This is a genomic window from Ruegeria sp. CE8 (assembly GCF_056537465.1).
In genome coordinates this window covers 114,088-137,569 of record NZ_JBQFRP010000011.1, presented here as the reverse complement: position 1 = coordinate 137,569, position 23,482 = coordinate 114,088, and the positions used below count along the sequence as shown (strand labels likewise).

Genomic DNA, 23,482 nt, shown 5'->3' with positions numbered 1-23,482 from the left:
GAAATGACGGAAAAGAAACAAGAAAGAACGTCGGACAGATGCTGGCAAAACCAAAACTAAGTAATCCCTTCGATCTGGTTTCTGCGGAAACGATCAAAAACCTGTTTCCGGGTATTGCGGTCTCAGCAATTGTTGCTGTGACCGCTCAGTTCCTAGCGGATCATTATGCTACGCCGGCAATGTTGCTGGCTCTGCTCTTGGGAATTGCGGTCGGATTTCTCAGCGAAGAAGGTAAGGCCGTTGCCGGGATTGCCTTCACGTCGAAAACGCTGCTGCGGGTGGGTGTTGCCCTTCTGGGCGTGCGGGTTTCGATGGTTTTGATGATCGGACTTGGTCCTCAACTGATCGCGCTGGTGATCGGCGGGCTACTGGCAACGATCGCATTTGGTTTCCTCGTCGCACCGCTGTTCGGTCACAAATGGCGGTTCGCACTGCTGACGGCAGGTTCCGTTGGGATCTGCGGCGCTTCGGCGGCCATGGCGATCAGCGCAATTCTTCCTCGGGACGAGAGGTCCGAAGAACGGCTGATTTTCACGGTTCTGGGCGTTACGGTTTTGTCGACGATCGCGATGATCGTCTACCCGATCATCGTCAACAGGCTGGGTCTCAGCCCGTTGGAGGCGGGTGTATTCCTTGGCGGCACGATTCACGACGTTGCCCAAGTTGTCGGTGCCGGTTTCTCGATCTCTGATGCAGCAGGTGAAACCGCAACTCTGGTCAAGCTGATACGCGTCGCCATGCTGGCACCCATCGTTTTGGTTGCCTCGATCATGATCCGTAACTTCGCGGAACTGCCTGCAGATGGAAAACGCCCGCCGATCCTGCCTGGGTTTGTCGTCGCCTTCCTCATTCTGGCTGGTGTCAATTCACTTGGATTGATTCCGGCACAGGTCGGCGAGTTTCTTGGACAGTTTTCGCGCTGGCTGTTGCTAACGGCAATCGCAGCGGTTGGAATGAAAACCAATCTCAAACAAATCCTTTCGGTCGGCGGCGCAGCGATCGCCCTGATCGTTCTGGAAACAGCATTCATCGCAGGACTGATACTCGCAGGGATAAAAATATTGTCCTGATAAAGGTTCAACAAGGGAGGCCAGATGACGTTCCAGCAACCCCAGATCGAAACATCGCCCGAAGTATCGGACGAGATTCGAAAAACGACGTGTTACATGTGCGCCTGCCGGTGCGGGATCAATGTGCACATGAAAGACGGCAAGGTTGCCTATATCGAAGGCAATCGCGATCACCCGGTCAACAAAGGCGTTCTGTGCGCCAAGGGATCGGCAGGGATCATGCAGGTCAACGCCCCGTCACGCCTGCGCGCGCCGCTCAAACGGGTCGGCCCGCGCGGGTCGGGTGAATTCGAAGAGATCAGTTGGGACGAAGCGCTGGACATTGCGGTCGGTTGGCTGAAGCCGGTCCGCGAGGACAACCCCGAGAAGTTGGCGTTCTTCACCGGTCGCGACCAGAGCCAGAGCTTTACCAGCTTCTGGGCGCAGAATTTCGGCACCTGCAACTACGCAGCACATGGCGGGTTCTGTTCCGTAAACATGGCCGCAGGTGGTATCTATACAATGGGCGGTGCGTTCTGGGAATTCGGCCAGCCCGACTGGGACCACACCAAGCTGTTCATGCTGTTTGGCGTGGCAGAAGATCACGACTCGAACCCGATCAAGATGGGCATCGGCAAGATCAAGGCGCGCGGCGCGCGGGTGATTGGCGTCAACCCGATCCGTTCGGGCTATAACGCTGTTGCGGATGATTGGGTGGGGATCACTCCAGGAACCGACGGCCTGTTCATTCTGTCGATGATCCACGTGCTGATGAAAGCGGGCAAAATCGATCTCGATTACCTTAGCCGCTACACAAACGCTCCGGTTCTGATTGACGCGTCCGAGGGACCGACCAAGGGCCTGTTCCTGCGGGATGAGGACGGTAAACCACTGGTCATCGACCGCGCCACAGGCGAGTTGACGGCGTTTGACAAGCCCGGCGTCCGTCCTGACCTGTCGGCGACTTATGAAAAGGATGGCGTGACCCACCGCCCGGTTTTCCACTTGATGGCCGAACGCTATCTCAGCGACGAATACGCGCCTGAGAAAGTTGCCGATCAATGTGGCATCCCAGCCAAGCGCATCCGCGCGATCGCAGGCGAGCTGGCCCGCGTGGCCTTTGACGAAGCGTTCGAGCTGGATCACGAATGGACCGACTTCCGCGGTGAGAAACACACCAAGATGACCGGTCGCCCGGTCGCGATGCACTCGATGCGCGGTGTCTCGGCCCATGCCAACGGATTCCAGACCTGCCGCGCGCTGCATGTCCTGCAGATTCTGCTGGGCACGGTCGAAGTTCCCGGCGGCTTCCGTTTCAAACCGCCCTATCCCAAGCCGGTTGAGGCGCACCCGAAACCGCACTGCAAGGTGACCCCGAATACGCCGCTGGACGGACCGCATCTGGGTTTTGTCCAGGGACCTGAGGATCTGGCACTTAAGGCAGATGGTAGCCCTGCGCGGATTGATAAGGCGTTCACTTGGGAAAATCCGATGTCCAGCCACGGGCTGATGCATATGGTGATCTCGAACGCACATGCGGGCGATCCCTACAAGATCGACACGCTGTTCATGTACATGGCCAACATGTCCTGGAACTCGACCATGAACACCAAGGGTGTCATGGAAATGCTGACGGACAAGGATGAGAACGGCGATTATGTGATCCCGCACATCATCTATTCCGACGCTTATAGCTCGGAAATGGTGGCTTATGCCGACCTGATCCTGCCGGATACCACATATCTGGAGCGCCACGATTGTATCTCGCTGCTTGACCGTCCGATCTGCGAGGCTGAGGCAGCGGCGGACGCCATCCGCTGGCCCGTGATCGAGCCCGACCGCGACGTGCGCGGCTTCCAGTCGGTGCTGATCGATCTGGCCAACCGGTTGGAATTGCCCGGCTTCACCAAGGACGATGGCAGCGCCAAATGGGTGGATTACGCGGACTACATCGTCAACCATGAACGCAAACCCGGCATCGGCCCCCTCGCCGGGTTCCGTGGTGAGAATGGTGACAAGGAAGGCCGTGGTGAGGTCAATCCGGACCAACTGAACCGCTATATCGAAAACGGCGGCTTCTTCGTGGCCCATATCCCGGAAGGCGCGGACTACTACAAACCCTGGAACACAGCCTATCAGGATTGGGCAGTCGGCATGGGCATCTATGACAGCCCGCAGCCCTATCTGTTCCAGCTCTATTCCGAACCGATGCGCAAGTTCCAGCTGGCCGCCGAAGGCCACGGAGAGCGTCAGCCGCCCGAGCATCTGCGCGAGCGGATCAAGGAAACTTTGGACCCGATGCCGATCTGGTACGAAACCGACCAGACCGGGAACGAAGGGTTTACCGTCAACGCACTGACCCAGCGCCCGATGGCGATGTATCACAGCTGGGGCACCCAGAACGCATGGCTGCGTCAGTTGCACGGCCGCAACCCGCTCTATGTTCCGACCAAGCTGATGCGCGAGAATGGCCTGCAGGACGGCGATTGGGCCAAGGTAACCTCTCCGCATGGAGAGATTACGGTTCCGGTCATGGAAATGGCAGCGCTGAACGAAAACACCGTCTGGACCTGGAACGCCATCGGCAAACGCAAAGGTGCCTGGGCCCTGCAAGAGGACGCGCCCGAAGCCACCAAGGGCTTCCTTCTGAACCACCTGATCCACGAATTGCTGCCGCCCAAAGGCGACGGTCTGCGCTGGGCTAACTCTGATCCGATCACCGGTCAGGCCGCGTGGTTCGACCTCAAGGTCAAAATCGAAAAGGCCGCGCCGCCTTCGGATGCGGAAAGCCAGCCGGAATTCGCACCGATCAAATCTCCGGTCGGAAAAGGACCGAAGGATTTGGCATGGAAAGTAGGCAAATGATCCCATCCGCACTTCATCTGGCCCAAAATACCTCGGGATCTGGGGCAGAGCCCCAGCCCGCCCTCACCACAAACGCGGAGGCCAGGCAGTCATGACCCAGCTCCCCACATCCACTGACCGCAAGATGGGTCTGGTCATCGACCTGGACACCTGCGTCGGTTGCCATGCCTGTGTGATTTCATGCAAAGGCTGGAACACGGAAAACTACGGCGCTCCTCTGTCCGATCAGGATGCCTATGGCGCGAACCCGTCGGGCACGTTCCTGAACCGGGTGCATTCCTACGAGGTGCAGCCCGCCGAAGGTCACGCCCAACTGATCCACTTTCCAAAATCCTGTCTGCATTGCGAGGACGCCCCATGCGTCACCGTTTGCCCGACCGGGGCCAGCTATAAGCGGGTCGAAGATGGCATCGTTCTGGTCAATGAAAGCGACTGCATCGGTTGCGGCCTGTGCGCGTGGTCCTGCCCCTATGGCGCGCGTGAACTGGATCAGGCCGAAGGTGTGATGAAGAAATGCACCCTGTGCGTCGACCGGATCTACAACGAAAACCTGCCCGAGGTGGATCGTGTTCCATCCTGCGTGCGTACCTGCCCCGCCGGTGCCCGTCATTTTGGCGATCTGGGCGACCCGAACAGCGATGTCAGCAAGCTGGTCGCAGAACGTGAGGGCATGGACCTGATGCCTGAAATGGGCACCAAGCCCGTCAACAAGTACCTGCCGCCTCGGCCGAAGGATAATGTCGAAGACCAAATCGACATACTCGCACCGTTGCTGGCCCCGGTCGCTGAAGAGCCCAAAGGGTTTCTTGGCTGGCTGGACAAGACTTTGGAGAAGCTCTGATGCATCCAGCACCATCCGTAATCATCTTCACCACCTTGTCGGGCCTCGGCTTTGGCCTCCTGTTCTTTCTGGGCCTCGGCCTGCCTGACGTCTCGGGCTGGGTTGCGTTCGTCTTTTTTGCCATCGCCTACGCCCTTTCCGTTGGCGGGCTTTTGGCGTCCACATTCCACCTGGGTCACCCCGAACGGGCGCTGAAGGCCTTCACGCAGTGGCGCTCGAGCTGGCTTAGCCGCGAGGGGTGGTGTGCGGTCATCGCCCTGATCGTCATGGGATTTTATGCGATTGGCGTTGTTTTCCTGGGCCAACGCTGGGGCTTACTTGGCTGGATCGGCTCGTTGTTTTCGCTAGGTACGGTCTTCACAACGTCGATGATCTACACGCAGCTCAAGACCATTCCGCGCTGGAACATGAACCTGACACCGGCCATGTTCCTCAGCTTCAGCCTTGCGGGTGGCGCGCTGTTGGCCGGACAGGCCCGCGCGGCGCTGCCGTTGCTGCTGATCGCAGCGCTGGTACAGATTCTGTACTGGAAAAAGGGCGACAAAGCGTTGGAGGAGTCCGGCACGGATCTGGGAACAGCAACCGGTCTGGGCAATCGCGGCGCGGTTCGCGCCTTCGAGCCGCCCCATACCGGCACCAACTATTTGCTGCGTGAGTTTGTGCATGTGGTTGGGCGTAAGCATGCAGAAAAGCTGAGGATCATCTCGTTCGGGCTGGCGTTTGTGCTGCCGGTTGTCTTGCTGCTTTTGCCATTCAACCATTTCTTTGCGCTGCTGGCGGTCGCGTCGCACCTTGCCGGCGTTGCAACGTCGCGTTGGTTGTTCTTTGCGCAGGCCGAACATGTGGTCGGGCTGTATTACGGCAAGCGTTAAGGGGGGCTCTGCCCCCGCCGCGGCAAGCCGCACCTCCCCCGAGGAATTTTGGGCCGGATGAAGTCTGGATTCGCGACAAAAAAAGGCGGCGCCGAAGTCCGGCGCCGCCTTTTTTCGTATTGGATTGGGTTTAGGTCAGGCCAGCGTGGGCCATTGCAGCGTCGATCGCAGCTTTGGTGCTGTCTTCCAGCCCGGAAAGCGGCGAACGGACCTCTTCACTGCACAGACCCAGCTTGCTGAGCGCATACTTGGCACCAACGAGGCCGGGCTCGATAAAGATCGCTTCGTGCAACGGCATCAGACGATCCTGATACTCCAAAGCTTTGGCATAGTCGCCGTCCAGTGTCGCCTGCTGGAACTCGGCACACAGTTTGGGTGCGACGTTCGCCGTGACCGAGATGCAGCCCACGCCGCCATGCGCGTTGAAGCCCAGCGCCGTGGCATCTTCGCCTGACAGCTGGCAGAAGTCCGGACCGCAGGTAGCGCGTTGCTGGCTGACACGCGCCAGATCGCCGGTGGCGTCCTTGACGCCGACAATGCGCGGCAGCTCCGCCAGCTCGCCCATGGTTTCAGGCGTCATGTCAATGACCGAGCGACCGGGGATGTTGTAGATGATGATCGGAATATCCGCGCAATCGTGCAGCGCGCGGAAATGCGCCAGCAGACCTTTTTGCGTCGGCTTGTTGTAATAAGGCGTCACGACCAGCGCCGCGGCAGCGCCGACCTTTTCTGCGAATCGCACGAAGCGTATTGCCTCGACCGTGTTGTTCGAACCCGCCCCGGCAATCACCGGAACCTGACCAGCCGAGGCTTTGACGACCTCTTCTACGACGGTTTCATGTTCTTCGTGGCTCAGGGTCGGGCTTTCACCGGTGGTGCCGACGGGAACCAGACCGGTCGAACCTTCCTGAATCTGCCACTCCACCAAACGTTTGAGCGTCTTCAGGTCCAACTCGCCGTTGCTGAACGGGGTGACGAGGGCTGGCATAGAGCCTTTGAACATGACACGCTCCTTAGGGTGCAGTTTGCATTTTTTAAGCCGCTGTCCACCAAGATTTTGCTTTCTTGAGTTGATCCCGGCGGCGCAAGGTTTATCCTGAATGGCTGTATCCTTGGTTGGTTGGGGAATGCAAGGGATGACACGCTTTCTGGCGTTTTTGATGGCAGTGATTCTTGTTTCAGGCGTTCAGGTACGGGCTGATGCGGCTGGCGATCTGCGGGCAGGTATGAATGAAATGCGCAAAGGCGACTGGAATGAAGCCCTGCGCGTTTCCGGTGCCCGGGGGTCGGTGTCCCGTGACATCATCGTCTGGCACTGGCTGCGCGAGGGGTTCGGCAGTTCCGGCGACGTTCTGGTGTTTCTGGATCGTAGACCCGATTGGCCGGGCCTGGCCTGGTTGCGGCGAAAAAGCGAACCGGCCTTTACGGGCGCTGATCCGGACCGGGTACTGAAGTTCTATGCTGAAAACCCGCCGCAAACTGCCGAGGGCGCGCTGAATTATGCCGTCGCGCTAAAGGCGAAGGGGCGGCAGGGCGATGCTGAAGCCGACATCGTGGCCGCTTGGCGGACAATGCCCATGGGGTCAGGCCTGCAAAAGGACTATCTGGAGAACTTCGGCAAACTGCTGAAACCCCATCACGCCGCGCGGATGGACCGGATGCTGTGGGACAACCACCTGGTCAGCGCTGGCCAGATGTTGCCGCTGGTCAGCACCGATCAACGCAAACTGGCCGAAGCACGGATTGCCCTGCAGAAACGGCAGCCGGGCGTAGACGGCAAGGTAGCTGCGGTTCCGAAATCGCTGGCCGATGCTCCGGGCCTGGCTTTTGACCGGTTTGTCTGGCGCGACAAAAAGGAACTGGACGATAGCGCGATTGATCTGATGCTGGCACGCTCGACCGGGCCTGATGCGTTGGGTGAGCCCGACAAATGGGCTGAAGGGCGCCGTCGTCTGGCCCGGCTGGAAATGCGCAACGGCGACGCCAATCGCGCCTACCAGATTGCCGCCAATCACCATATGACGCCCGAGATGGGGTACGGCTATGCCGATCTGGAATGGCTATCCGGATTTCTGGCCCTGCGTAAACTGAACGATCCGGCCACGGCCGTCCGGCATTTCCAGAGCTTCTCGGACGCGGTGAAATCGCCGATCTCAAAAGGTCGCGGAGGGTACTGGCTCGGTCGCGCTTACGCGGCACAGGGCGATGCCGATAAAGCTTATGACGCCTACGCCATGGGCGCGGACCATCAGACCTCATTTTATGGCTTGCTGGCCGCCGAGCGGATCGGGCGACCTTTCGATAGAGAGCTGGCCAACCCTCGCCGCGCGCCGCATTGGAAGCAGGCAGAGTTCTCTAACTCCAGCGTCCTGGAGGCCGGGTTACTGCTGCTAAAGGCCGGAGAAGACAACTTGTCCGAGCGGTTTCTGACCCATCTGGTCGAAGGACTGGACTCGGTACAGGCCAATCAGCTTGGCGATTTGGTGATCGAACTGAAACAACCGCATCTTGCGGTGATGATCGCCAAACGGGCCGCGACGGTCGGTTTGGTTCTGCCGGCAGCCTATTATCCCGTGCATCCGGTCGCCGATATGGGGCTGCCTATGGCCAAGGAAATGACGCTGGCCATCGCCCGCCGCGAAAGCGAGTTTGACCCGGTCGTCATCAGCGGCGCCGGGGCACGCGGGCTGATGCAGGTCATGCCCGCAACAGCGAAAGTCGTAGCAAAAGAGCTGGGCATCCTGAGCGGGCACAAGACAATTAATCTGACCTCGGACTGGAAGTACAACGCCAAGCTGGGCGCGAACTACTTGTCCGGGCTGGCCGCTGACTTCAATGGCAACGTTGTGATGATGGCCGCAGGGTACAATGCAGGACCGCGCCGCCCGATATCGTGGATGGAGCGCTATGGCGATCCCCGCGCGGGTGAAATTGATATGGTCGACTGGATCGAGACGATCCCGTTCAGCGAAACGCGCAACTACGTGATGCGCGTTGCCGAAAGCCTGCCAGTTTATCGTGCGCGCCTCGGTCAGCCCGCCCTTCCGGTTCCGTTTTCGCAGGAACTGACCGGGTCAACTCTGGCGTCTTTCGCGCCATAAGGTGAACAGCCCGGCGGCGACAACCAGCGCTGCGCCTATGACCACCTCAGGGCGCAGCGTCTCGCCAAAGATCGAGATCCCCAGGATCGCACTCCAGACCAAGTGGAAATAGGCGAAGGGCTGGACCGCACTGGCCTCGGCCATTTCATAGCATTTAATCAGCAGCCAGTGGCCCAGTACGCCACTGACACAAAGCAGCGCCATCCAGGCCCAATCGGTACGCGCCATTGGTTCCCAGAACCACGTGCCCACAAGTGTCATAGCAACGGCCCCGCTGACACCGGTCCAAAAGAAGCTGGTGGCCGAACTGTCGCGGCGCGCGACATAACGGGTGAGCAACCCGTAGACCGCGAACATCAGGGCGGAAATCAACGGGACAATAGCCCACGGATTGAACACGCCGACGCCGGGTTGAAGGATGATGAGAACGCCGATGCAACCCACACCGATCGCAGCCCATCGCCGCCAACCGACTTGTTCGCCCAGAACCGGCCCACTGAGTGCGGCCACGAGCAATGGATAGCAGATGAAGACGGCCATTGCGTCGATCAGACCCAAGACCGTAAAGCTGAACACCGCAACGCAGATTTCAGCCGCCAAAAGCAAGCCGCGAAAGATCTGCAGTTTTAACTGGCTGGTTTGGGTTGCCGCTTTCAGCCCACCGGGCGAACGCGCAGCCAGGGCGATGACGAAGGCCGCAAAGAACCAATAGCGGATCATCACGACCATGTAGGTGTTGTAGGTTCCGGCCAGATGGCGCGAGATACCGTCCTGCAAGGCAAAGACGATGGTGGCCGCGATCATCAGCGCAATCCCGGCGCGTGCGTTGTTTTGCTGAGTCACAATTTGACCGCCCGCGTCATGTGCCGTTTGCGGCCATAGCCGGGGACGCGAGTAACGTTGAAACCGGCGTCCTCCAATCCTCGTCGCACGAAACCGGCAGCGGTGTATGTGGCCGCCGTACCGCCGACGGTCGTATGGCTGGCCACATACTGCATCAGGTCAGCCCCCCACAATTCCGGGTTCTTGGCCGGAGAGAACCCGTCCAGAAACCAGGCATCCGCTGCGCCGTTCCAGAACTGAAGAGTCTCGCGTGCATCGCCTTCGACAACCTCAAGTCGCAAGGTGCCCAGATCGCATGTTCCGCCTTGCCATTGCGCTAGGAACCGTTCGGACCATGGGGACAGTTCTGGGAAGGCCGAAAGCGCGCGGGACATGTCGTCAGCCTGCATCGGGAAAGCCTCGAAACTGGTGAACGACAACGGCGTCGTCTGGCTCGATTTCTCCCATTCTGACCAAACCGTCAGCATGTTCAGACCAGTCCCGAAACCCAGTTCGGCAATGTGAAAGCCCGGCGTGAACCGCTCTGGCAAATCGTTGCCAGCAAGAAACACGTGGCGCGTCTCTTCCAGCCCGTTTTGCAACGAGTAATAGGGGTCATCGAAGCGGTCTGAGACCGGGATCTGATCCTCGGTCCATGTCAATTCGGCACGCTGGTCTGCCATCGGGGAATCCTGTAGCTAAGCGGCGCGACACTGAACAAGGAAACGGGGAATGGCAATGGTCGATGTGACGGTGCGTGGTGCAGGGATTTTCGGCCTATCCATTGCGTGGACCTGCGCCCGACGCGGCGCAAAGGTGCAGGTCGTCGATCCCTTTGGCCCCGGAGCGGGCTCGAGCGGCGGTCTGGTCGGCGCACTTGCCCCGCATGTGCCCGAGAATTGGAACGCCAAAAAAGCTTTCCAGTTCGACAGTCTAATCATGGCGGAGCCGTTCTGGAAACAAGTCGAGGCTACAGGTGGCGTCTCACCCGGATACGCGCGGCTGGGCCGGTTGCAGCCCATACCGGATGCCCGCACGCTGGAGCTTGCCCATGCCCGCGCAACTACGGCGGCTGAGTTGTGGCGAGGGCAGGCTGAATGGCGGGTCGTTGAAACGACCACCGTTGGCGCGTGGTGCCCGCCCAGCCCGACCGGATTTGTCATCCACGACACGCTGAGCGCCCGCATGCATCCCCGCCGCGCCTGTGCCGCGCTGGTCTCGGCCTTAACAGTGATGGGGGTCGAAGTTGTCACTGACGCGCCTGATCGGGGCCCCGTTGTTCACGCGACCGGTTTGGCTGGCCTGCAAGAGTTGAGCGAGGCGTTCGGTAAAACAGTCGGCAATGGCGTCAAAGGACAAGCGGCGCTGCTGCGGTTCGACGCGGGCGAAGTACCGCAGATGTTTGTAGATACTGTTCACATCGTCCCGCATGCAGATGGGACTTTGGCGATCGGTTCGACCTCGGAAAGGGATTACGACGACCCAGCCAGCACCGACGCCGCTTTGGATGATGTGCTGGACAGGGCAATGCAGGCCGTTCCAGTTTTGCACGGTGCGGAGGTCATCGATAGGTGGGCTGGCGTGCGCCCTCGCAGCAAGAGTCGCGCACCGATGTTGGGCGCGCATCCGCTGCATAAGGGACAGTTCATTGCCAACGGAGGCTTCAAGATCGGCTTTGGCATGGCCCCAAAGGTGGCTGAGGTCATGGCCGATCTGGTTTTAGAAGGTAAGGATGTTATCCCTGACGATTTTCAGCCTGAAGCATCACTGTGACTGTGGCACGGCCTCGGCGGACATACATTGGCGACCGTCAGGCCCCCGTACCCACATCGCCTGACCATTCCGGCACAATGTCGCTGTTTCGAAATGCTTCAAAGGTGAGGATGCACGGAAGGAGAATTGCGCCAGCGGCCCCATCAGCTCGACAGCAAACAACATAAGAAGTTGCGCAAGTAACGGTCCATGCACGACCAGTCCATCATACCCTTCAACGTCGCGCGCATAGTCCAGATCGTAGTGAATCCGGTGCCCGTTGAAAGTGAGCGCGGAGTAGCGGAACAGAAGCGTCGAGTCGAAGCTGACCTCTCGCTGGTCTGTTTCGTCTGTTCGGGCCATCGGCGCGACGGGCTTGGCATCGCTTTTCGCAGGATCGAGCCGATAGACCAAATCCTGCCACTCCGTCAGGCAGAGCTTGCCGCCCTGTGAAACCTCGTGCCGCAGAGTGACAAAGCCCAGAGGTCCTGTTCGTCCGGTTTTGGAATTCGCGCTTTCCCGAACAGACCGACGTTCGGCATCAGAACCGGCGATCAGTGGCGCGTGAAACTGCAGCCGCCCCCCGGCCCACATCCGGCGCGGCAACCCCATGTCGGGGATCAGCTCTCCACCAACTTTGGGATGACCGTCACGACCCAGTGCGACGGGTGGTTGTGGCGACCAGAAATACAATTGGTGGAAGAAGGGCGGCAGTTGATCGCCCGCGCCAATCCGTTCGTTGAACCCCAGCGCCGCCTGCAGCGCGGCGGCGCGGGCCGGGTCCATTACATCAGTCTGTTTTTCCTCTGCCATGGCGGCAGATTAGGCAGACGGACTTAAACCGACAAGCGGCGAATCGAACTTAGAAACCGGCCTCCGTCCGCAGTTTCTGCATCAGAGTCCGCAGAGAGCTTTCGTAACGATCGCTCAGCAATTTGCCCTGCTCATCGAACTCGTTCGAGCTGCTGGCCAGATGGATTTCCGGCCCCTGCAGGATACGGGGTTGGAACGGCACCATGTAGCTGCGCAAGATCATCTGTGCCCGCTCCCCGCCTGCGCGACCCGCAGCTGCGGACATCACGGCCACCGGCTTGTCGGCCCAGGGGCGACCTTCAGTTCTGCTGACCCAGTCCAACGCATTCTTCAGAACGCCCGACGGGCCTTTGTTGTATTCGGGGGTCGAAATAACCACGGCATGGGCCTGCGCGATCTGATCTGCCAGTACCTGCACCAGTTCAGGTATGCCTTCGCCGTCTTCCAGATCACCGTCATATAGGGGAAGGTTCAGATCGGCTTCGACAAAGGTTCCAGGCTCAAACAACCGGGCAGCTTCGCGCAGCAGTTTTCGGTTGGTCGCACTTTGACGCAATGAGCCGGACAGGCCAAGCAGGATCGGTTCGGACATATGGGGACTCCGTAACTTGTGTTTCCCCTTAACTAGCCCGAGTTTTTTACGCGCCCAAGACCGGTTGACGCACGGTTAGTGTGCAAAAGGGCACCCTGGGGTGCCCTTTGAAACGTCAGGCGCCGCTACCCGGAACGATCACGATTTCAACACGCCGGTTCTGCGCCTTACCTTCTGGCGTCAAGTTCGAAGCGATGGGCTGATTCTCACCCTGGCCGATTGTCGTGATGCGCCCGCCATTCACGCCATTCGCCTGAAGAATATCCGCCACCGAGAGGGCACGGCGCTCAGACAGGCCCTGATTGTAGGCTGCATCACCGTCGCTGTCGGTGTGGCCTATGATCTGCACGTTCGAGTTGGGATAGTTCACGAGGTTCTGCCCAACGCGCACGAGATCCGCCCTCAAAGGCGGGCGCACGGTCGCGCTGTCGGTGTCAAAGGTGATGTCATTCGGAACCGTGACAATCAGCCGGTCACCGGCATTGACGATGGTGATCCCGTCATTGGCCAGCTGCTGGCGCAGTTCGGCCGCTTGCTTGTCAAGCTGGTTGCCGATCAAACCACCGCCCGCAGCACCGATCGCGCCGCCGGCCACTGCACCCAGAAGCGGGTTCGAATTGTTGGCAATCGCGCCGACACCTGCGCCGACCAGACCGCCCAGAATCGCGCCCTGCTTGGCATTCTGATTGGGATCGGAGGGCAAGCTCAGCGTAGCGGGGTCAGTACAAGCCCCCAAAAACAGGGCCGAGCACAGCCCGGCGGCAAGAACACTCTTGGAAATCGTCATGGAATCACCTTCTGCTCAGGGCCCGTTTACCGGGTCCGCGTTGTTTGGTGCAGTTTATCACGCTGCACCTATGAAGGCTCAAGCAACAATCTGGTGAAATCGGCAATTACCCGCCACTTACTGCGCGTCAGCGGTTTCATTCCAATGGTTCTGTTCCTGCCAGATTGCCCGCAGGGGCTCACCCTGCCCGCAGAAGTGATCTTCGGTCAACTCGCAGGCCCAGATTCTGTCCGTGCGAAAATGGCGAAAACCGTTCCGCAGCTCGCACCAAGCGGCCAGCATGGTGCATTCAATGTGATAGATCAGGGCGACCGGCCTGACGATCCGTTCGCTTCGCTCGCCCCCGGCGTTGACGTAGGTGATACGTATCTTGCGCTCGGCCCGGATCGCCTCGCGATAGTTCACGACCGGCACGCAGCCCTTTGCCGGGTCATCCATCGGGGCACCCCAAGGGGCGACCTGCAGCCAATCGGCGGGCGCACGCAGCGCTTCGATCTTGCGGCACACCCGATCTGCCGCCTGTTGCAGGGTACTGTCACCCGTACGGGCCAGCATCGAGAGACCGACCCATAGTGCCTCAACCTCTTCGGCATCGAAGTTCAGCGGCGGCAGATCGTATCCGCGGCGCATCAGGTACCCGACACCAGCCTCGCCCTCGATCGGGGTCCGCTGGGCCTGCAAAGCGGCGATATCCCGGTAGACGGTCCGTGCCGACACCTCGAGTTTCTCCGCCAACGCCTCGGCCGTGACGGGCGCCTCCGCAGAGCGCAAGATCTGGATGATTTCAAACAGGCGGGTCGAGCGGCGCATTGAGTTCTCCGGCGTGGACTGCTGACACTCTAGCACACCCCCCTGACAGGGTGGTGTCAGGAGTGGTGCGCGATCTTTGGGAAAGAAACCAAAGGAGGTCGACCATGCCAAGCCGCGACAATCACGTAATGATGACCCTGCACCTGGATCGCTGGGCACAGGACCACACCCTGCGCGCCTTCGAGCTTGAGCGCGAAATCATGGCCGCACGGACCCACAAGCCAGTACCCCGAAAACGGACAAAGCGGTTTTCGCTGGGCAACCTGAAGATGCTGTGGACCAGTACAGCCTGAGGTCAGAAATCAGCCGGGGCGCGGAATTTCATCGAAACTCCGCCCTCGGGGCTTTTCAGGCGCAACTCTTCAGAATGCAGCATCAGGCGCGGAAAAGCGCGCGCTTCATCCTCGGCATAGAACGGATCACCTAGAATGGGGTGTCCCAAAGCCTGCATATGAACCCGCAACTGATGTGACCGGCCTGTTTTCGGGAACAACCGGACACGTGTCGTTTCGCCCTCGTATTTGACAACCCGCCAATCGGTGACAGCCGGTTTGCCCGTCTCATGACAGACCATCTGGCGCGGGCGGTTGGGCCAATCCACGATCAACGGCAGATCGACGGTGCCGGTCTTTTGCTCGATCCGTTCCCAGACGCGGGCCACATATGTCTTTCGAGTCTGTCGTTTCTCGAACTGCATGCTCAGATGCCGTTGCGCATGCGGTGTTTGGGCAAATACCATGACACCCGATGTGTCACGGTCCAGCCGATGCACCAGCAACGCTTGCGGAAATGCAGCCTGCACCCGTGTCAGCAGACAGTCAGCCAGATGTTCCCCCTTCCCCGGCACGGACAAAAGGCCCGAAGGCTTGTTCACCACAATCAACTGCGCATCTTCATGCAGCACATCCAGCGGGGTTTTCGGGGGATCATAGGTCTCAGTCATGCGCGCCTGCCTATCGCACGGCGGCGGTTCCCGCAACGTCGGCCTTGCCTGAACGGATCGGTTCAGCAACTCTCGGACCAAAGCGGAGGAAAAACCATGCACCCCACAATCGAGCGCATGCAAGACGTTGTCGCCAAGGGCGAAGAAACCCTGATCCACGAGTTGTTGGCCGAGGATGTGCGGTTTTCCCCGCCTACCTATTACAGCACCTGGACCGGACGCGAACCCGTTGCGGCCGTTTTGGGGCATGTGGGTCAGGTGTTCTCCGAATTCCGCTATCGCCGAGTTATGGGCGAAGGCAAGGATTGGGCTCTTGAGTTTCAATGCAAGGTCGGAGAACTGGACGCGGTCGGCGTCGATCTGATCACCCTGAATGACGACGGCCTGATCCAGGAATTCGAGGTTGTCATGCGTCCATACAAAACCATTGGCGCCCTGCGTGAAGCAATGATGGCGCGGGTGATGACCGACCCGCGGTTTCTCGAATACAAAAATGCACTGAGCTAAACATGGCCGCCCCGATCGCTGCAGATCAGATTCTACGTGTCCCTTTGCTACCGGTTCTGGCGGCACAGGCGGTTTCTGTACGTCGCAACGCGCAGCAATTGCCGGAACCGTCCGGTCCGCGCGAAGGACGGGAGGGTCGCGGCCCTCGGTTGCGCCTGTTGATCGCGGGCGACAGTTCGGCCGCAGGGGTCGGGGCCGGTACGCAACAGCAGGCCCTGTCCGGGTTTCTTGTGGCCCGTCTGGCAAGGCACTACAGCGTCGAATGGCGGCTTGAGGCGACAACGGGGCACACGACGCAGGACACGATTGATCGGTTGGGAAAACTTGAAGGAACGTTTGATGCCGCAGTGACGGCTTTGGGTGTCAACGATGTTACACGCGCTGTGACGCAGCAAAAGTTCACTGCGCAGCAAACCCGTTTGCTTGATCATCTGACGGTCAAACTGGGCGTGCGCCGCGTCGTGGTGACAGCCGTTCCGCAGATGAACCGTTTCCCGGCCTTGCCTCAGCCTCTGGCCTGGGTGCTTGGGCGACAGGCAGCACGGCTGGATAAGGGACTGCAGCAGGCTGTCGAGGCGTTTCCGCAAGCGCGTCACCTGCCGCTGGATCTGCCAGATGATCCCGCGCTGGCTGCCCCTGACGGGTATCACCCCAGCCCCAAAGCCTATCGTCTTTGGGCCGAGGCAGCAGCTGATCTGTTACGTCAGGCCTGACGCCGAATCTGCCGGATCATCGGAATTGTGTAGACGACCAGAGCTGCCCAGATCAACGGGAACGCAATCATGCGGCCTCGGTCGATATGTTCGCCAAAGACTGTGATGGCAGTGATGAAGATCATCGTCGGGGCGATGTATTGCAGAATACCCATCGTCGACAACCGAACCAACTTTGCCCCGTTGGCATAGACCAGCAACGGGACAGCCGTGACCACCCCGGCACAGGCCAGCAGCATGGTGTCTCCAGCCGCCACACCGAAATGACCAGTTCCCTTTGCACCCAACCAGGTCACATAGACCAAAGCGGGGACCAGCAGGATGAGAACCTCAAGCAAAAACCCCTGATTAGGACCAATGGGCAATGAGCGTTTGAAGAAAGCATAAAACCCCCAACTGACCATCAGGCCCAGGGCCGCCCATGGCAGTCTTCCTGCTTCAACGATCAACACCAGCACGCCCAGCGCAGCCAACCCGACCGCAACCATTTGCATCCGGTTCAGGGGTTCCCTCAAAAGGATCGCCCCCAGCGCAATGCTGAACAGCGGATTGATGTAGTACCCCAGCGCTGCATCCAGCGCATTACCACTGGCGATAGCCCAGACATAAATGGCCCAGTTCACGGATATCAAAGCCGCCGTCAAGCAAGCCATACCCAGCATCCGAGGGTTACGTAAAGCGGCCTTCAGGTCCCGCGTCCGCCCCAGCGCAACCAACAACAGTCCGGCCACAGGCACAGACCAGATGATCCGGTGCGCCACGATCTCGACCGGCCCAATATGCGCCATGGCCTTCATATAAAGTGGCAGGAACCCCCACAGAACGTAGGCCGTGACCGCCAAGGCCAGACCCTTTGGCGTGTCCTCATTCCCGCGTGATGTTGTGACGTCGGCCATCCAAAGTCTCCGGCTGATACCGTTTGTCTTTACGGCAGTTCAGACGGGTTTGAAAACTGCGAAATCCGTGAAGGGTTGCATCAAGAAAATTGATATGTTCAACAAAAAGGGGCGCCAAAGCGCCCCGTTTGTTGTATGTCCGCGTTAAACCTTAACGCGTTCCGATTTTGGGTCGTACATCGGTTTGAGCGAGGCTTCGGCTTTGACTTTGACGCCGCAAACATCGATCTCGTAGGTCGAGGCCAGAACGTCCGCCGCCTTTTCGCCTTCGCACGGAACGTAACCGAGACCGATCGCACCGCCCAGCGTGTGGCCATAGTTGCCCGAGGACAGGTATCCCACATACTCACCGTCCCGAATGATGGGCTCGTTGTGGAACAACAGCGGCTCCGGATCGGTCAGCTTGAACTGCACAAGACGGTTATGCGGTCCGCTTTCCTTACGGGCGATCACAGCCTCGCGACCGATGAAGTCGCTGCCTTTGTCGACCTTGACGGCAAAGCCAAGACCGGCGTCGACGACGTGGTCCTCGCAGGTAATGTCATGGCCGAAGTGGCGGAAGCCCTTTTCGATCCGGGCGCTGTCCATCATGTGCATGCCGCACAGCTTCAGCCCCATGTCCTGCCCCGCCTCGTGCAGGGTTTCGAACACGTGACCGGCCATGTCGGACGAGACGTAGATTTCCCAACCAAGCTCACCGACATAGGTCACGCGGTGGGCACGGGCCAGACCCATGCCGATCTCGATCTCCTGAGCAGTGCCAAACGGGTTGGTCGCGTTGGTGAAATCGTTGGGCGAGACTTTTTCAAGCAGCGCACGTGCATTCGGGCCCATCACGGCCAGGACGCCCTCGCCCGCCGTGACATCGGTGATGACGACGTTGAAGTTACCCGCGTGACGCTGCATCCACGACTGATCGGCCAGGCGGGTCGCCGCCGGAGTGACCACCAGATAGGCGGTTTCGGTCAGGCGGGTGACGGTCACGTCAGCCTCGATCCCGCCTGCGCGGTTGAGGAACTGGGTGTAGACAATCTTGCCATTCGGCACCGAATAATCGCCGCCGCCGATATAGTTCATGAACGCTTCGGCATCGGGACCGTCAACGCGGATTTTGCCAAAGGACGACATGTCGTACATACCGACATTTTCGCGAACAGCCTTGTGTTCAGCGGCCGAATTCTCGAACCAGTTCTGGCGTTTCCAGCTGTACTGGTATTCCCGCTCCTGCCCTTCATTCGCAAACCAGTTGGCACGCTCCCAACCCGCCAGTTCGCCCATGACCGCGCCCTGTTCCAGTAGGTGGTGATGGAACGGGGTGCGGCGCACACCGCGGGCGGTGGCTTTTTGGCGATAAGGGAAGTGGTCGGCGTACAGCAGACCCAGCGTCTCTTTCGAGCGTTCGAACAAGTACTTCTTGTTGCCCTGGAACGGCTGCATCCTGCTGATGTCGACATCACCCAGATCGAACGGTTTCTCACCGCTGTCCATCCACTCGGCCAGCGCCATACCGGCCCCACCAGCGGATTGGATACCGATCGAGTTGAAGCCCGCCGCAACCCACACGTTGTCCATCTCCGGCGCGAGACCCAGGTGATAGGCGTCATCTGGGGTAAACGACTCGGGTCCGTTGAAGAAGGTGTGGATACCGGCTTCGGCCAGCATCGGCATACGGTCGACGGCCTTTTCCAGGATCGGCTCGAAGTGGTCGAAATCTTCCTGCAACTGATCGAATTCGAACGAGTCTGGGATACCATCCATCGCCCACGGCTTTGATTCCGGCTCGAACGCGCCCAGCAGGATTTTGCCAGCGTCTTCCTTGTAATACGCATACTCATCCGGCACCCGCAGAACCGGCAGTTGGGTCAAGCCGTCAATATTCTCAGTCACAATATAGAAGTGTTCGCACGCATGCAGCGGAACGTTGGTGCCCGCAATGCGACCCACTTCGTGGCCCCACATACCCGCGCAGTTCACCACCATATCGCATTCGATGTGACCCGACGCGCTGCCGTCGTCGGCGACCCAGTCAACGCCGGTCACTTTGCGGCCCTGCTTAACGATATCGGTGACCTTTACGCGTTCCTTGACGATACCGCCGCGCTGACGCGCGCCCTTGGCCAGCGCTAATGCGATGTTGGCCGGATCACCCTGACCGTCCAGGGGCAGGTAAACAGCCCCTTTGACACCTTCGAGGTTGATGTGGGGATACAGTTCCTGCACGCGCTCGTTCGAGATTTCTTCGACCTCAACACCAAATGCGCGCGCCATGGCAGCTTGACGATAGATCTCTTCTTTACGCTCTTCAGAGAGGGCGACGGTGATCGATCCACAGCGCTTGAAGCCCGTGGCCACGCCGGTTTCTTCCTCGAGCGAGCCATAGAGCTCCTGGCTGTACTTCGCCAGTTTGGTCATGTTCTTGGTTGCGCGCAGCTGGGCGATCAGGCCCGCCGCATGCCAGGTCGTGCCACTGGTCAACTGCTTACGCTCCAGCAGCACCACGTCGTTCCAGCCCTTCTTGGTCAGGTGGTAGGCCACCGAACAACCGATGACACCGCCACCGATGATGACAACACGGGCCTTGTTTGGAAGATCAGCCATTCTGATGACTCCGCATGATTAGATTTCACCCAAAATGACACGAAAGAGCGACGCAGAATGCATGAAAAACGTCAGCTCATTTGCGAAAATCAACGTTGTTTGACCTGCCGTTTTTCCCGTCTGAGCACAAAGGGCGTCACGCCAAAGAAGCTTTTGTAAACAGACGAGAATCCGTTTGGAAATCCGCAGGCCAGACCGATTTCACGAACACTCATTGTCGTATTCAGAAGCAGATTATTGGCTTTGGCCAGTCGCATTTCCCGATAAAAGCCGTTGGGCGTCGTGCCGAAATAGTTTTTGAACTTTCGCTCCAGCGAACGATTCGACAGTTTCAGAACCTCGACGATTTCCTGAATCGGCAACGGATCTTCGATATTGGCCTGCATCAGCTTAATGCATTGGTCCAATTTCGCGTCGCCCGTGGCGGTGGTCTTCGACCCTGAAAAGGGCTGCAACGACGAGAAGTCCCTAATGTTTTCATGCAGCATGATGTCGGCGACGGTCATTCTGGTCGGCCCGGAAATGTGGCGCCCGATTACGGCCAGTGCCACATCGGTTGTCGCCTCCATCCCGGCACAAGTCACCACCGCGCCCTGCTCTGTTGCAATAGACAGCTTGGCCTCGAATTGAGCGCGACGCTCGCGCAGGAAGGACGCATTTTCCCAATGGGTCGACATATCCTCGGTTCCCTGCTCGTCGATATAGCGGCTTGCCGCCTCGGACAGCAAAAAGACCTGCGCGTCGCGGAAGGTGTAATCCGATACCACTCGCCCCAGTGACAAATCGGGGTGATCAGGGTCGGAATTGCCGATGACGAACAGGTAATCCGCCTTGGGTTGCGTCGGAATACGCTCGGTCTGGATCGTGGCGTCACTGCTGCTGCTGATGGGGCCGCCTCTGAGCGAACGGTAAGTGTAGGTGAAAGGAGGGCTTGGGCAAACACGGTTTGCCAGCCTCAAAACCTCGACCAAAGACGCCAGTTCCAGTAGCACATAGCCTGGCGCAACGACGATGTCGAAATGGCGCTGAGCGTTGACCATCGTTTTCCTTGAGGTCGTCGTCATCCTATTCCCTTCAGACGATCCGATGCCCCGCAGCGCGCAGGCTGTTGGCAAGGGCCTCAATGTGATCGGGACCGACTTCGCAGCATCCGCCGACAATCGTCGCCCCCTGTTCGACCCAACCCATGGCATGATCGGCATATTTTTGAGGTCCGAGATCTTGCCGTTGTTCCAAAGCGTCAACGGTGGGCGCGTCTTTCAGAAAGTCCTGGGAAATCTCGGCAAACCCGTTGGCGTAGGCCCCAAAAGGCCGACCCATCGAGGCGAGGATTTCCAAGGCTGCCGGAATAGCTTCGGGTCGCGAGCAGTTTATCAGAACCGCGTCAGGATTGAACCTGTCTACCAGTGGCGCAATATCCGAAAGCGGCTCTCCTGATCGCAGGCGCGTTCCGTCGTCGTCCGTCACCGTAAGTGCAAGCCAGACCGGTTTCCCCGCCTTTGCCGTGCCATGTAGTGCGCCTTCGGCCTCCTGCACGGATGAAACGGTTTCGATCAGAAACAGATCGACGTCATTGGTCATGAGTTGAACGATTTCCGCAAACTTTTCCGCCGCCTGTTGCACATCTGGCTTCAGATCGGGCCGATAAGACGCCAGCAAAGGACCAAGCGCGCCTGCAACACGCCCCGTACCGCCGCCCCTAGCCCGACAAGCCTGCGACACCGCAACACCAATCAGATCAGCCAGTTGATCTTCCATCCCCACGCGTTCCAGCCGCGACCGATGAACAGCGTAGGTGTTCGTCGTCGCGATCGTTGCTCCACGGCGGAAGTAATCGGCGTGAACGTCCCTGACCAGGTCCGGGTAGTCGATCATCACGCGCGTTGACCACAACGGCGTCGCTTTGTCTCCGCTGCGTTTGACCAGTTCCTGCCCGATCGAGCCATCCAGAAGCGTGATATCCGCCATGTGCCAACCTCCTTATGGAATCAGAACGAGTTTCCCCGGCAGCGCCTTGGACTGGAAATCCTCCTGCGCTTTGGCGATGTCTCTTAGTGGATAGGTTTTGGAAACCAAAGGTTTGATACGACCTGCATTCATCAACTCGACAAGGCGACCGAAGACATCAAATGCCTGATGGGTGCAACCATGTATCGTTATGTCGCGCAGGTATATCTCACGCAGGTCCGCTTCAACCATTGGCCCAGCGATTGCGCCCGAGACGGCATAGTGGCCGCCCGGCTTCAGCGCCCGGATCAGGCTCGGCCACGCCGGACCACCAACAACGTCTATAACGATGTCGAACGTGTCTTCCGGCAACGGTGCATCGCGGCCATAGGTTTCTACAGCACCCTGCGCTTTGACCACCTCTGCCTTTGCGGCCCCCGTGACGCCCCGGACCGTGGCGCCGCGTATGGTCGCCAGTTGCACTGCAGCAAGACCCACGCCGCCCGAGGCCCCGGTGATCAGAACCTTTTGCCCGGCGGTTACTCCGGCACGGGTCAGCAGGTTCTCTGCGGTTCCGAATGCACAGGGGATGGCGGCAATCTCAACGTCAGACAGCGGGGAGGCTGAGACGTCGTACAAGTCATCCGCCGAAACCAGACAGTATTGCGCAAAGGCTCCGTCGATTTCCGACCCCAGCGCGATAAAGCCTGTCGGGTTGCCAGGGCGCGGGCGCGGCAAGTTGATAGGACAAGTCACACGCTGCCCAGCCGTAAAGCCGATCTCAGGCCCGACCACTTCGACATAGCCGCACAGATCGCCGCCCTGAATGCGGGGGAATGCAAGTGCGCCGCCCCAGCCGCCAGCATCGACCTCCTGATCGACATCATCCGTGGCACTGGTCACGTCCGAGGAATACCAGCCGACCCGCGTATTGATGTCGGTGTTGTTTACGCCTGCGGCCGCAACCCGAACCAGAACTTGTCCCGGACCGGGTGTTGGCACCGGAATGTCCTCGCGCCATTCCAGCACCTCGGGGCCGCCGTGGCGGGTCAGGTAAACGCCGGACATGGTTGCAGGAACAGTCATCCGTGCCCTTTCAGCGCCGGTCATCCGGGTGGGCTGGAACCGGCCCCATTGGCACAATGTCATAGCGCGCGTTCAGCTCGGCCATCTTCGCCTCATCCGAAAAATCAGCCTCATCCATTGTCGCCAGTTCGGCCAGAAATCCGTCGAACCCCGAAGGCTGGAAAATCATCAGCATTCTGGCAAGGGCACCATCGGCCACACGGCACGCATGTGGCACTCCGGGCGGTACATGCATGGTCGTACCCGGAGTGCACCTGTGCCAGTCGCCATCGACATAGAAATCCACCGCTCCCTCCAAGAAATAGAAGGTCTCGGCATGGCTATCATGGCGATGAAGGCCAAGCGCGAAGCTGGCCTTCAGATTGTCTTCCATGAGCGTGTACGCGCCGTCCGTGTCCTGACCGGAAACCTTCACAAAAGTATGGTCATTTTCCCAGTCATAGTTGGGACCCTCACCGGGTCCCAGTTTGGCGTATCGTTTGCTCATG

The 23,482-nt window shown here is 59.4% G+C and carries 23 protein-coding genes; 9 read left to right on the top strand and 14 right to left on the bottom strand.

The genetic code is table 11. From position 1 onward, the window contains the following. The first annotated feature begins 38 nt into the window (after positions 1–38). From ACR0AA_RS17445 to ACR0AA_RS17430, 4 genes are all read left to right on the top strand, one after another. The gene (locus tag ACR0AA_RS17445) at positions 39–1,070 is read left to right on the top strand and encodes a YeiH family protein (RefSeq protein ID WP_480665198.1); all 1,032 of its coding nucleotides are present in this window, start codon (positions 39–41) and stop codon (positions 1,068–1,070) included. Positions 1,071–1,094: 24 nt separating this feature from the next. After that, on the top strand, positions 1,095–3,914 hold the full coding sequence (locus ACR0AA_RS17440) for a molybdopterin oxidoreductase family protein (protein WP_480665197.1): 2,820 nt from the start codon (positions 1,095–1,097) through the stop codon (positions 3,912–3,914). A gap of 91 nt (positions 3,915–4,005) precedes the next feature. After that, the gene (locus tag ACR0AA_RS17435; RefSeq protein ID WP_480665196.1) at positions 4,006–4,755 is read left to right on the top strand and encodes a 4Fe-4S dicluster domain-containing protein; all 750 of its coding nucleotides are present in this window, start codon (positions 4,006–4,008) and stop codon (positions 4,753–4,755) included. Next, positions 4,755–5,627 carry a dimethyl sulfoxide reductase anchor subunit family protein gene (locus ACR0AA_RS17430; RefSeq protein ID WP_480665195.1) on the top strand — a complete coding sequence of 291 codons (873 nt, stop codon included), beginning with the start codon at positions 4,755–4,757 and terminating at the stop codon, positions 5,625–5,627. Before ACR0AA_RS17435 ends, ACR0AA_RS17430 begins: the two co-directional genes overlap by 1 nt. Positions 5,628–5,757: 130 nt before the next feature. Here the strand turns inward: ACR0AA_RS17430 and dapA are convergent, their stop codons facing one another. Beyond that, positions 5,758–6,630: a 4-hydroxy-tetrahydrodipicolinate synthase gene (dapA, locus tag ACR0AA_RS17425; protein WP_480665194.1), complete on the bottom strand. Its 873-nt coding sequence runs from the start codon at positions 6,628–6,630 to the stop codon at positions 5,758–5,760. 133 nt (positions 6,631–6,763) lie between these two features. Between dapA and ACR0AA_RS17420 the strand changes: the two genes are divergently transcribed. Next, a complete protein-coding gene (locus ACR0AA_RS17420; protein ID WP_480756510.1) occupies positions 6,764–8,728 on the top strand; it encodes a lytic transglycosylase domain-containing protein in 1,965 nt (654 codons plus the stop codon). Here the strand turns inward: ACR0AA_RS17420 and ACR0AA_RS17415 are convergent. Continuing rightward, complete coding sequence (locus ACR0AA_RS17415; RefSeq protein WP_480665192.1) at positions 8,702–9,571, bottom strand: DMT family transporter; 870 nt, start codon at positions 9,569–9,571, stop codon at positions 8,702–8,704. The two genes, ACR0AA_RS17420 and ACR0AA_RS17415, sit on opposite strands and share 27 nt — an antisense overlap. After that, a complete protein-coding gene (gene mnmC2, locus ACR0AA_RS17410) occupies positions 9,568–10,233 on the bottom strand; it encodes a tRNA (5-methylaminomethyl-2-thiouridine)(34)-methyltransferase MnmC2 (protein ID WP_480665191.1) in 666 nt (221 codons plus the stop codon). The genes ACR0AA_RS17415 and mnmC2 overlap by 4 nt, the downstream gene beginning before the upstream one ends. A 49-nt stretch (positions 10,234–10,282) precedes the next feature. Between mnmC2 and ACR0AA_RS17405 the strand changes: the two genes are divergently transcribed. Beyond that, entirely contained in the window at positions 10,283–11,323 is a 1,041-nt protein-coding gene (locus ACR0AA_RS17405; RefSeq protein ID WP_480665190.1) for an NAD(P)/FAD-dependent oxidoreductase, read from the top strand. Here the strand turns inward: ACR0AA_RS17405 and ACR0AA_RS17400 are convergent. The 4 genes from ACR0AA_RS17400 to ACR0AA_RS17385 form a co-directional block, all read right to left on the bottom strand. Next, positions 11,315–12,115 carry an HTD2 family dehydratase gene (locus ACR0AA_RS17400; RefSeq protein ID WP_480665189.1) on the bottom strand — a complete coding sequence of 267 codons (801 nt, stop codon included), beginning with the start codon at positions 12,113–12,115 and terminating at the stop codon, positions 11,315–11,317. The genes ACR0AA_RS17405 and ACR0AA_RS17400 overlap by 9 nt on opposite strands. A gap of 49 nt (positions 12,116–12,164) precedes the next feature. Next, a complete protein-coding gene (locus tag ACR0AA_RS17395) occupies positions 12,165–12,707 on the bottom strand; it encodes an NADPH-dependent FMN reductase (protein ID WP_480665188.1) in 543 nt (180 codons plus the stop codon). A gap of 115 nt (positions 12,708–12,822) precedes the next feature. Further along, on the bottom strand, positions 12,823–13,494 hold the full coding sequence (locus ACR0AA_RS17390; RefSeq protein ID WP_480665187.1) for a YiaD family glycine zipper/OmpA-like lipoprotein: 672 nt from the start codon (positions 13,492–13,494) through the stop codon (positions 12,823–12,825). Between the two features lie 117 nt (positions 13,495–13,611). Further along, positions 13,612–14,304, bottom strand: a complete 693-nt coding sequence (locus ACR0AA_RS17385) for a helix-turn-helix transcriptional regulator (protein ID WP_480665186.1) — start codon at positions 14,302–14,304, stop codon at positions 13,612–13,614. A gap of 104 nt (positions 14,305–14,408) precedes the next feature. On the opposite strand from ACR0AA_RS17385, the gene ACR0AA_RS17380 reads away from it, so the two are divergent. After that, positions 14,409–14,597, top strand: a complete 189-nt coding sequence (locus ACR0AA_RS17380; RefSeq protein WP_480665185.1) for a hypothetical protein — start codon at positions 14,409–14,411, stop codon at positions 14,595–14,597. Between the two features lie 2 nt (positions 14,598–14,599). Here the strand turns inward: ACR0AA_RS17380 and ACR0AA_RS17375 are convergent, their stop codons facing one another. After that, positions 14,600–15,247 carry an RluA family pseudouridine synthase gene (locus ACR0AA_RS17375; protein WP_480665184.1) on the bottom strand — a complete coding sequence of 216 codons (648 nt, stop codon included), beginning with the start codon at positions 15,245–15,247 and terminating at the stop codon, positions 14,600–14,602. 96 nt (positions 15,248–15,343) lie between these two features. Between ACR0AA_RS17375 and ACR0AA_RS17370 the strand changes: the two genes are divergently transcribed. Next, complete coding sequence (locus ACR0AA_RS17370) at positions 15,344–15,754, top strand: nuclear transport factor 2 family protein (protein WP_480665183.1); 411 nt, start codon at positions 15,344–15,346, stop codon at positions 15,752–15,754. 2 nt (positions 15,755–15,756) lie between these two features. Continuing rightward, positions 15,757–16,467 (top strand): SGNH/GDSL hydrolase family protein, encoded by a 711-nt coding sequence (locus ACR0AA_RS17365; protein ID WP_480665182.1) that lies wholly within the window; start codon positions 15,757–15,759, stop codon positions 16,465–16,467. On the opposite strand, the gene rarD is transcribed toward ACR0AA_RS17365, so the two are convergent. From rarD to ACR0AA_RS17335, 6 genes are all read right to left on the bottom strand, one after another. Then, complete coding sequence (gene rarD / locus ACR0AA_RS17360) at positions 16,458–17,363, bottom strand: EamA family transporter RarD (RefSeq protein ID WP_480665181.1); 906 nt, start codon at positions 17,361–17,363, stop codon at positions 16,458–16,460. The genes ACR0AA_RS17365 and rarD overlap by 10 nt on opposite strands. A 144-nt stretch (positions 17,364–17,507) precedes the next feature. Further along, entirely contained in the window at positions 17,508–19,961 is a 2,454-nt protein-coding gene (locus tag ACR0AA_RS17355) for a GcvT family protein (protein ID WP_480756509.1), read from the bottom strand. 89 nt (positions 19,962–20,050) lie between these two features. Beyond that, positions 20,051–21,025: a GlxA family transcriptional regulator gene (locus tag ACR0AA_RS17350; RefSeq protein WP_480665179.1), complete on the bottom strand. Its 975-nt coding sequence runs from the start codon at positions 21,023–21,025 to the stop codon at positions 20,051–20,053. 10 nt (positions 21,026–21,035) lie between these two features. Next, entirely contained in the window at positions 21,036–21,929 is an 894-nt protein-coding gene (locus ACR0AA_RS17345) for a homocysteine S-methyltransferase family protein (protein ID WP_480665178.1), read from the bottom strand. 12 nt (positions 21,930–21,941) lie between these two features. Then, the gene (locus tag ACR0AA_RS17340) at positions 21,942–22,994 is read right to left on the bottom strand and encodes an alcohol dehydrogenase family protein (protein ID WP_480665177.1); all 1,053 of its coding nucleotides are present in this window, start codon (positions 22,992–22,994) and stop codon (positions 21,942–21,944) included. A gap of 10 nt (positions 22,995–23,004) precedes the next feature. Beyond that, positions 23,005–23,481, bottom strand: coding sequence for a cupin domain-containing protein (locus ACR0AA_RS17335; RefSeq protein ID WP_480665176.1), 477 nt, complete (start codon positions 23,479–23,481; stop codon positions 23,005–23,007). Position 23,482 lies beyond the last annotated feature (1 nt).

Coding starts and splice junctions, on each gene's coding strand:
- ACR0AA_RS17445 (WP_480665198.1), top strand. CDS start 39: ATGCTGGCAAAACCAAAACTAAGTAATCCCTTCGATCTGGTTTCTGCG.
- ACR0AA_RS17440 (WP_480665197.1), top strand. CDS start 1,095: ATGACGTTCCAGCAACCCCAGATCGAAACATCGCCCGAAGTATCGGAC.
- ACR0AA_RS17435 (WP_480665196.1), top strand. CDS start 4,006: ATGACCCAGCTCCCCACATCCACTGACCGCAAGATGGGTCTGGTCATC.
- ACR0AA_RS17430 (WP_480665195.1), top strand. CDS start 4,755: ATGCATCCAGCACCATCCGTAATCATCTTCACCACCTTGTCGGGCCTC.
- dapA (WP_480665194.1), bottom strand. CDS start 6,630: ATGTTCAAAGGCTCTATGCCAGCCCTCGTCACCCCGTTCAGCAACGGC.
- ACR0AA_RS17420 (WP_480756510.1), top strand. CDS start 6,764: ATGACACGCTTTCTGGCGTTTTTGATGGCAGTGATTCTTGTTTCAGGC.
- mnmC2 (WP_480665191.1), bottom strand. CDS start 10,233: ATGGCAGACCAGCGTGCCGAATTGACATGGACCGAGGATCAGATCCCG.
- ACR0AA_RS17405 (WP_480665190.1), top strand. CDS start 10,283: ATGGCAATGGTCGATGTGACGGTGCGTGGTGCAGGGATTTTCGGCCTA.
- ACR0AA_RS17400 (WP_480665189.1), bottom strand. CDS start 12,115: ATGGCAGAGGAAAAACAGACTGATGTAATGGACCCGGCCCGCGCCGCC.
- ACR0AA_RS17395 (WP_480665188.1), bottom strand. CDS start 12,707: ATGTCCGAACCGATCCTGCTTGGCCTGTCCGGCTCATTGCGTCAAAGT.
- ACR0AA_RS17390 (WP_480665187.1), bottom strand. CDS start 13,494: ATGACGATTTCCAAGAGTGTTCTTGCCGCCGGGCTGTGCTCGGCCCTG.
- ACR0AA_RS17385 (WP_480665186.1), bottom strand. CDS start 14,304: ATGCGCCGCTCGACCCGCCTGTTTGAAATCATCCAGATCTTGCGCTCT.
- ACR0AA_RS17380 (WP_480665185.1), top strand. CDS start 14,409: ATGCCAAGCCGCGACAATCACGTAATGATGACCCTGCACCTGGATCGC.
- ACR0AA_RS17375 (WP_480665184.1), bottom strand. CDS start 15,247: ATGACTGAGACCTATGATCCCCCGAAAACCCCGCTGGATGTGCTGCAT.
- ACR0AA_RS17370 (WP_480665183.1), top strand. CDS start 15,344: ATGCACCCCACAATCGAGCGCATGCAAGACGTTGTCGCCAAGGGCGAA.
- ACR0AA_RS17365 (WP_480665182.1), top strand. CDS start 15,757: ATGGCCGCCCCGATCGCTGCAGATCAGATTCTACGTGTCCCTTTGCTA.
- rarD (WP_480665181.1), bottom strand. CDS start 17,363: ATGGCCGACGTCACAACATCACGCGGGAATGAGGACACGCCAAAGGGT.
- ACR0AA_RS17355 (WP_480756509.1), bottom strand. CDS start 19,961: ATGGCTGATCTTCCAAACAAGGCCCGTGTTGTCATCATCGGTGGCGGT.
- ACR0AA_RS17350 (WP_480665179.1), bottom strand. CDS start 21,025: ATGACGACGACCTCAAGGAAAACGATGGTCAACGCTCAGCGCCATTTC.
- ACR0AA_RS17345 (WP_480665178.1), bottom strand. CDS start 21,929: ATGGCGGATATCACGCTTCTGGATGGCTCGATCGGGCAGGAACTGGTC.
- ACR0AA_RS17340 (WP_480665177.1), bottom strand. CDS start 22,994: ATGACTGTTCCTGCAACCATGTCCGGCGTTTACCTGACCCGCCACGGC.
- ACR0AA_RS17335 (WP_480665176.1), bottom strand. CDS start 23,481: ATGAGCAAACGATACGCCAAACTGGGACCCGGTGAGGGTCCCAACTAT.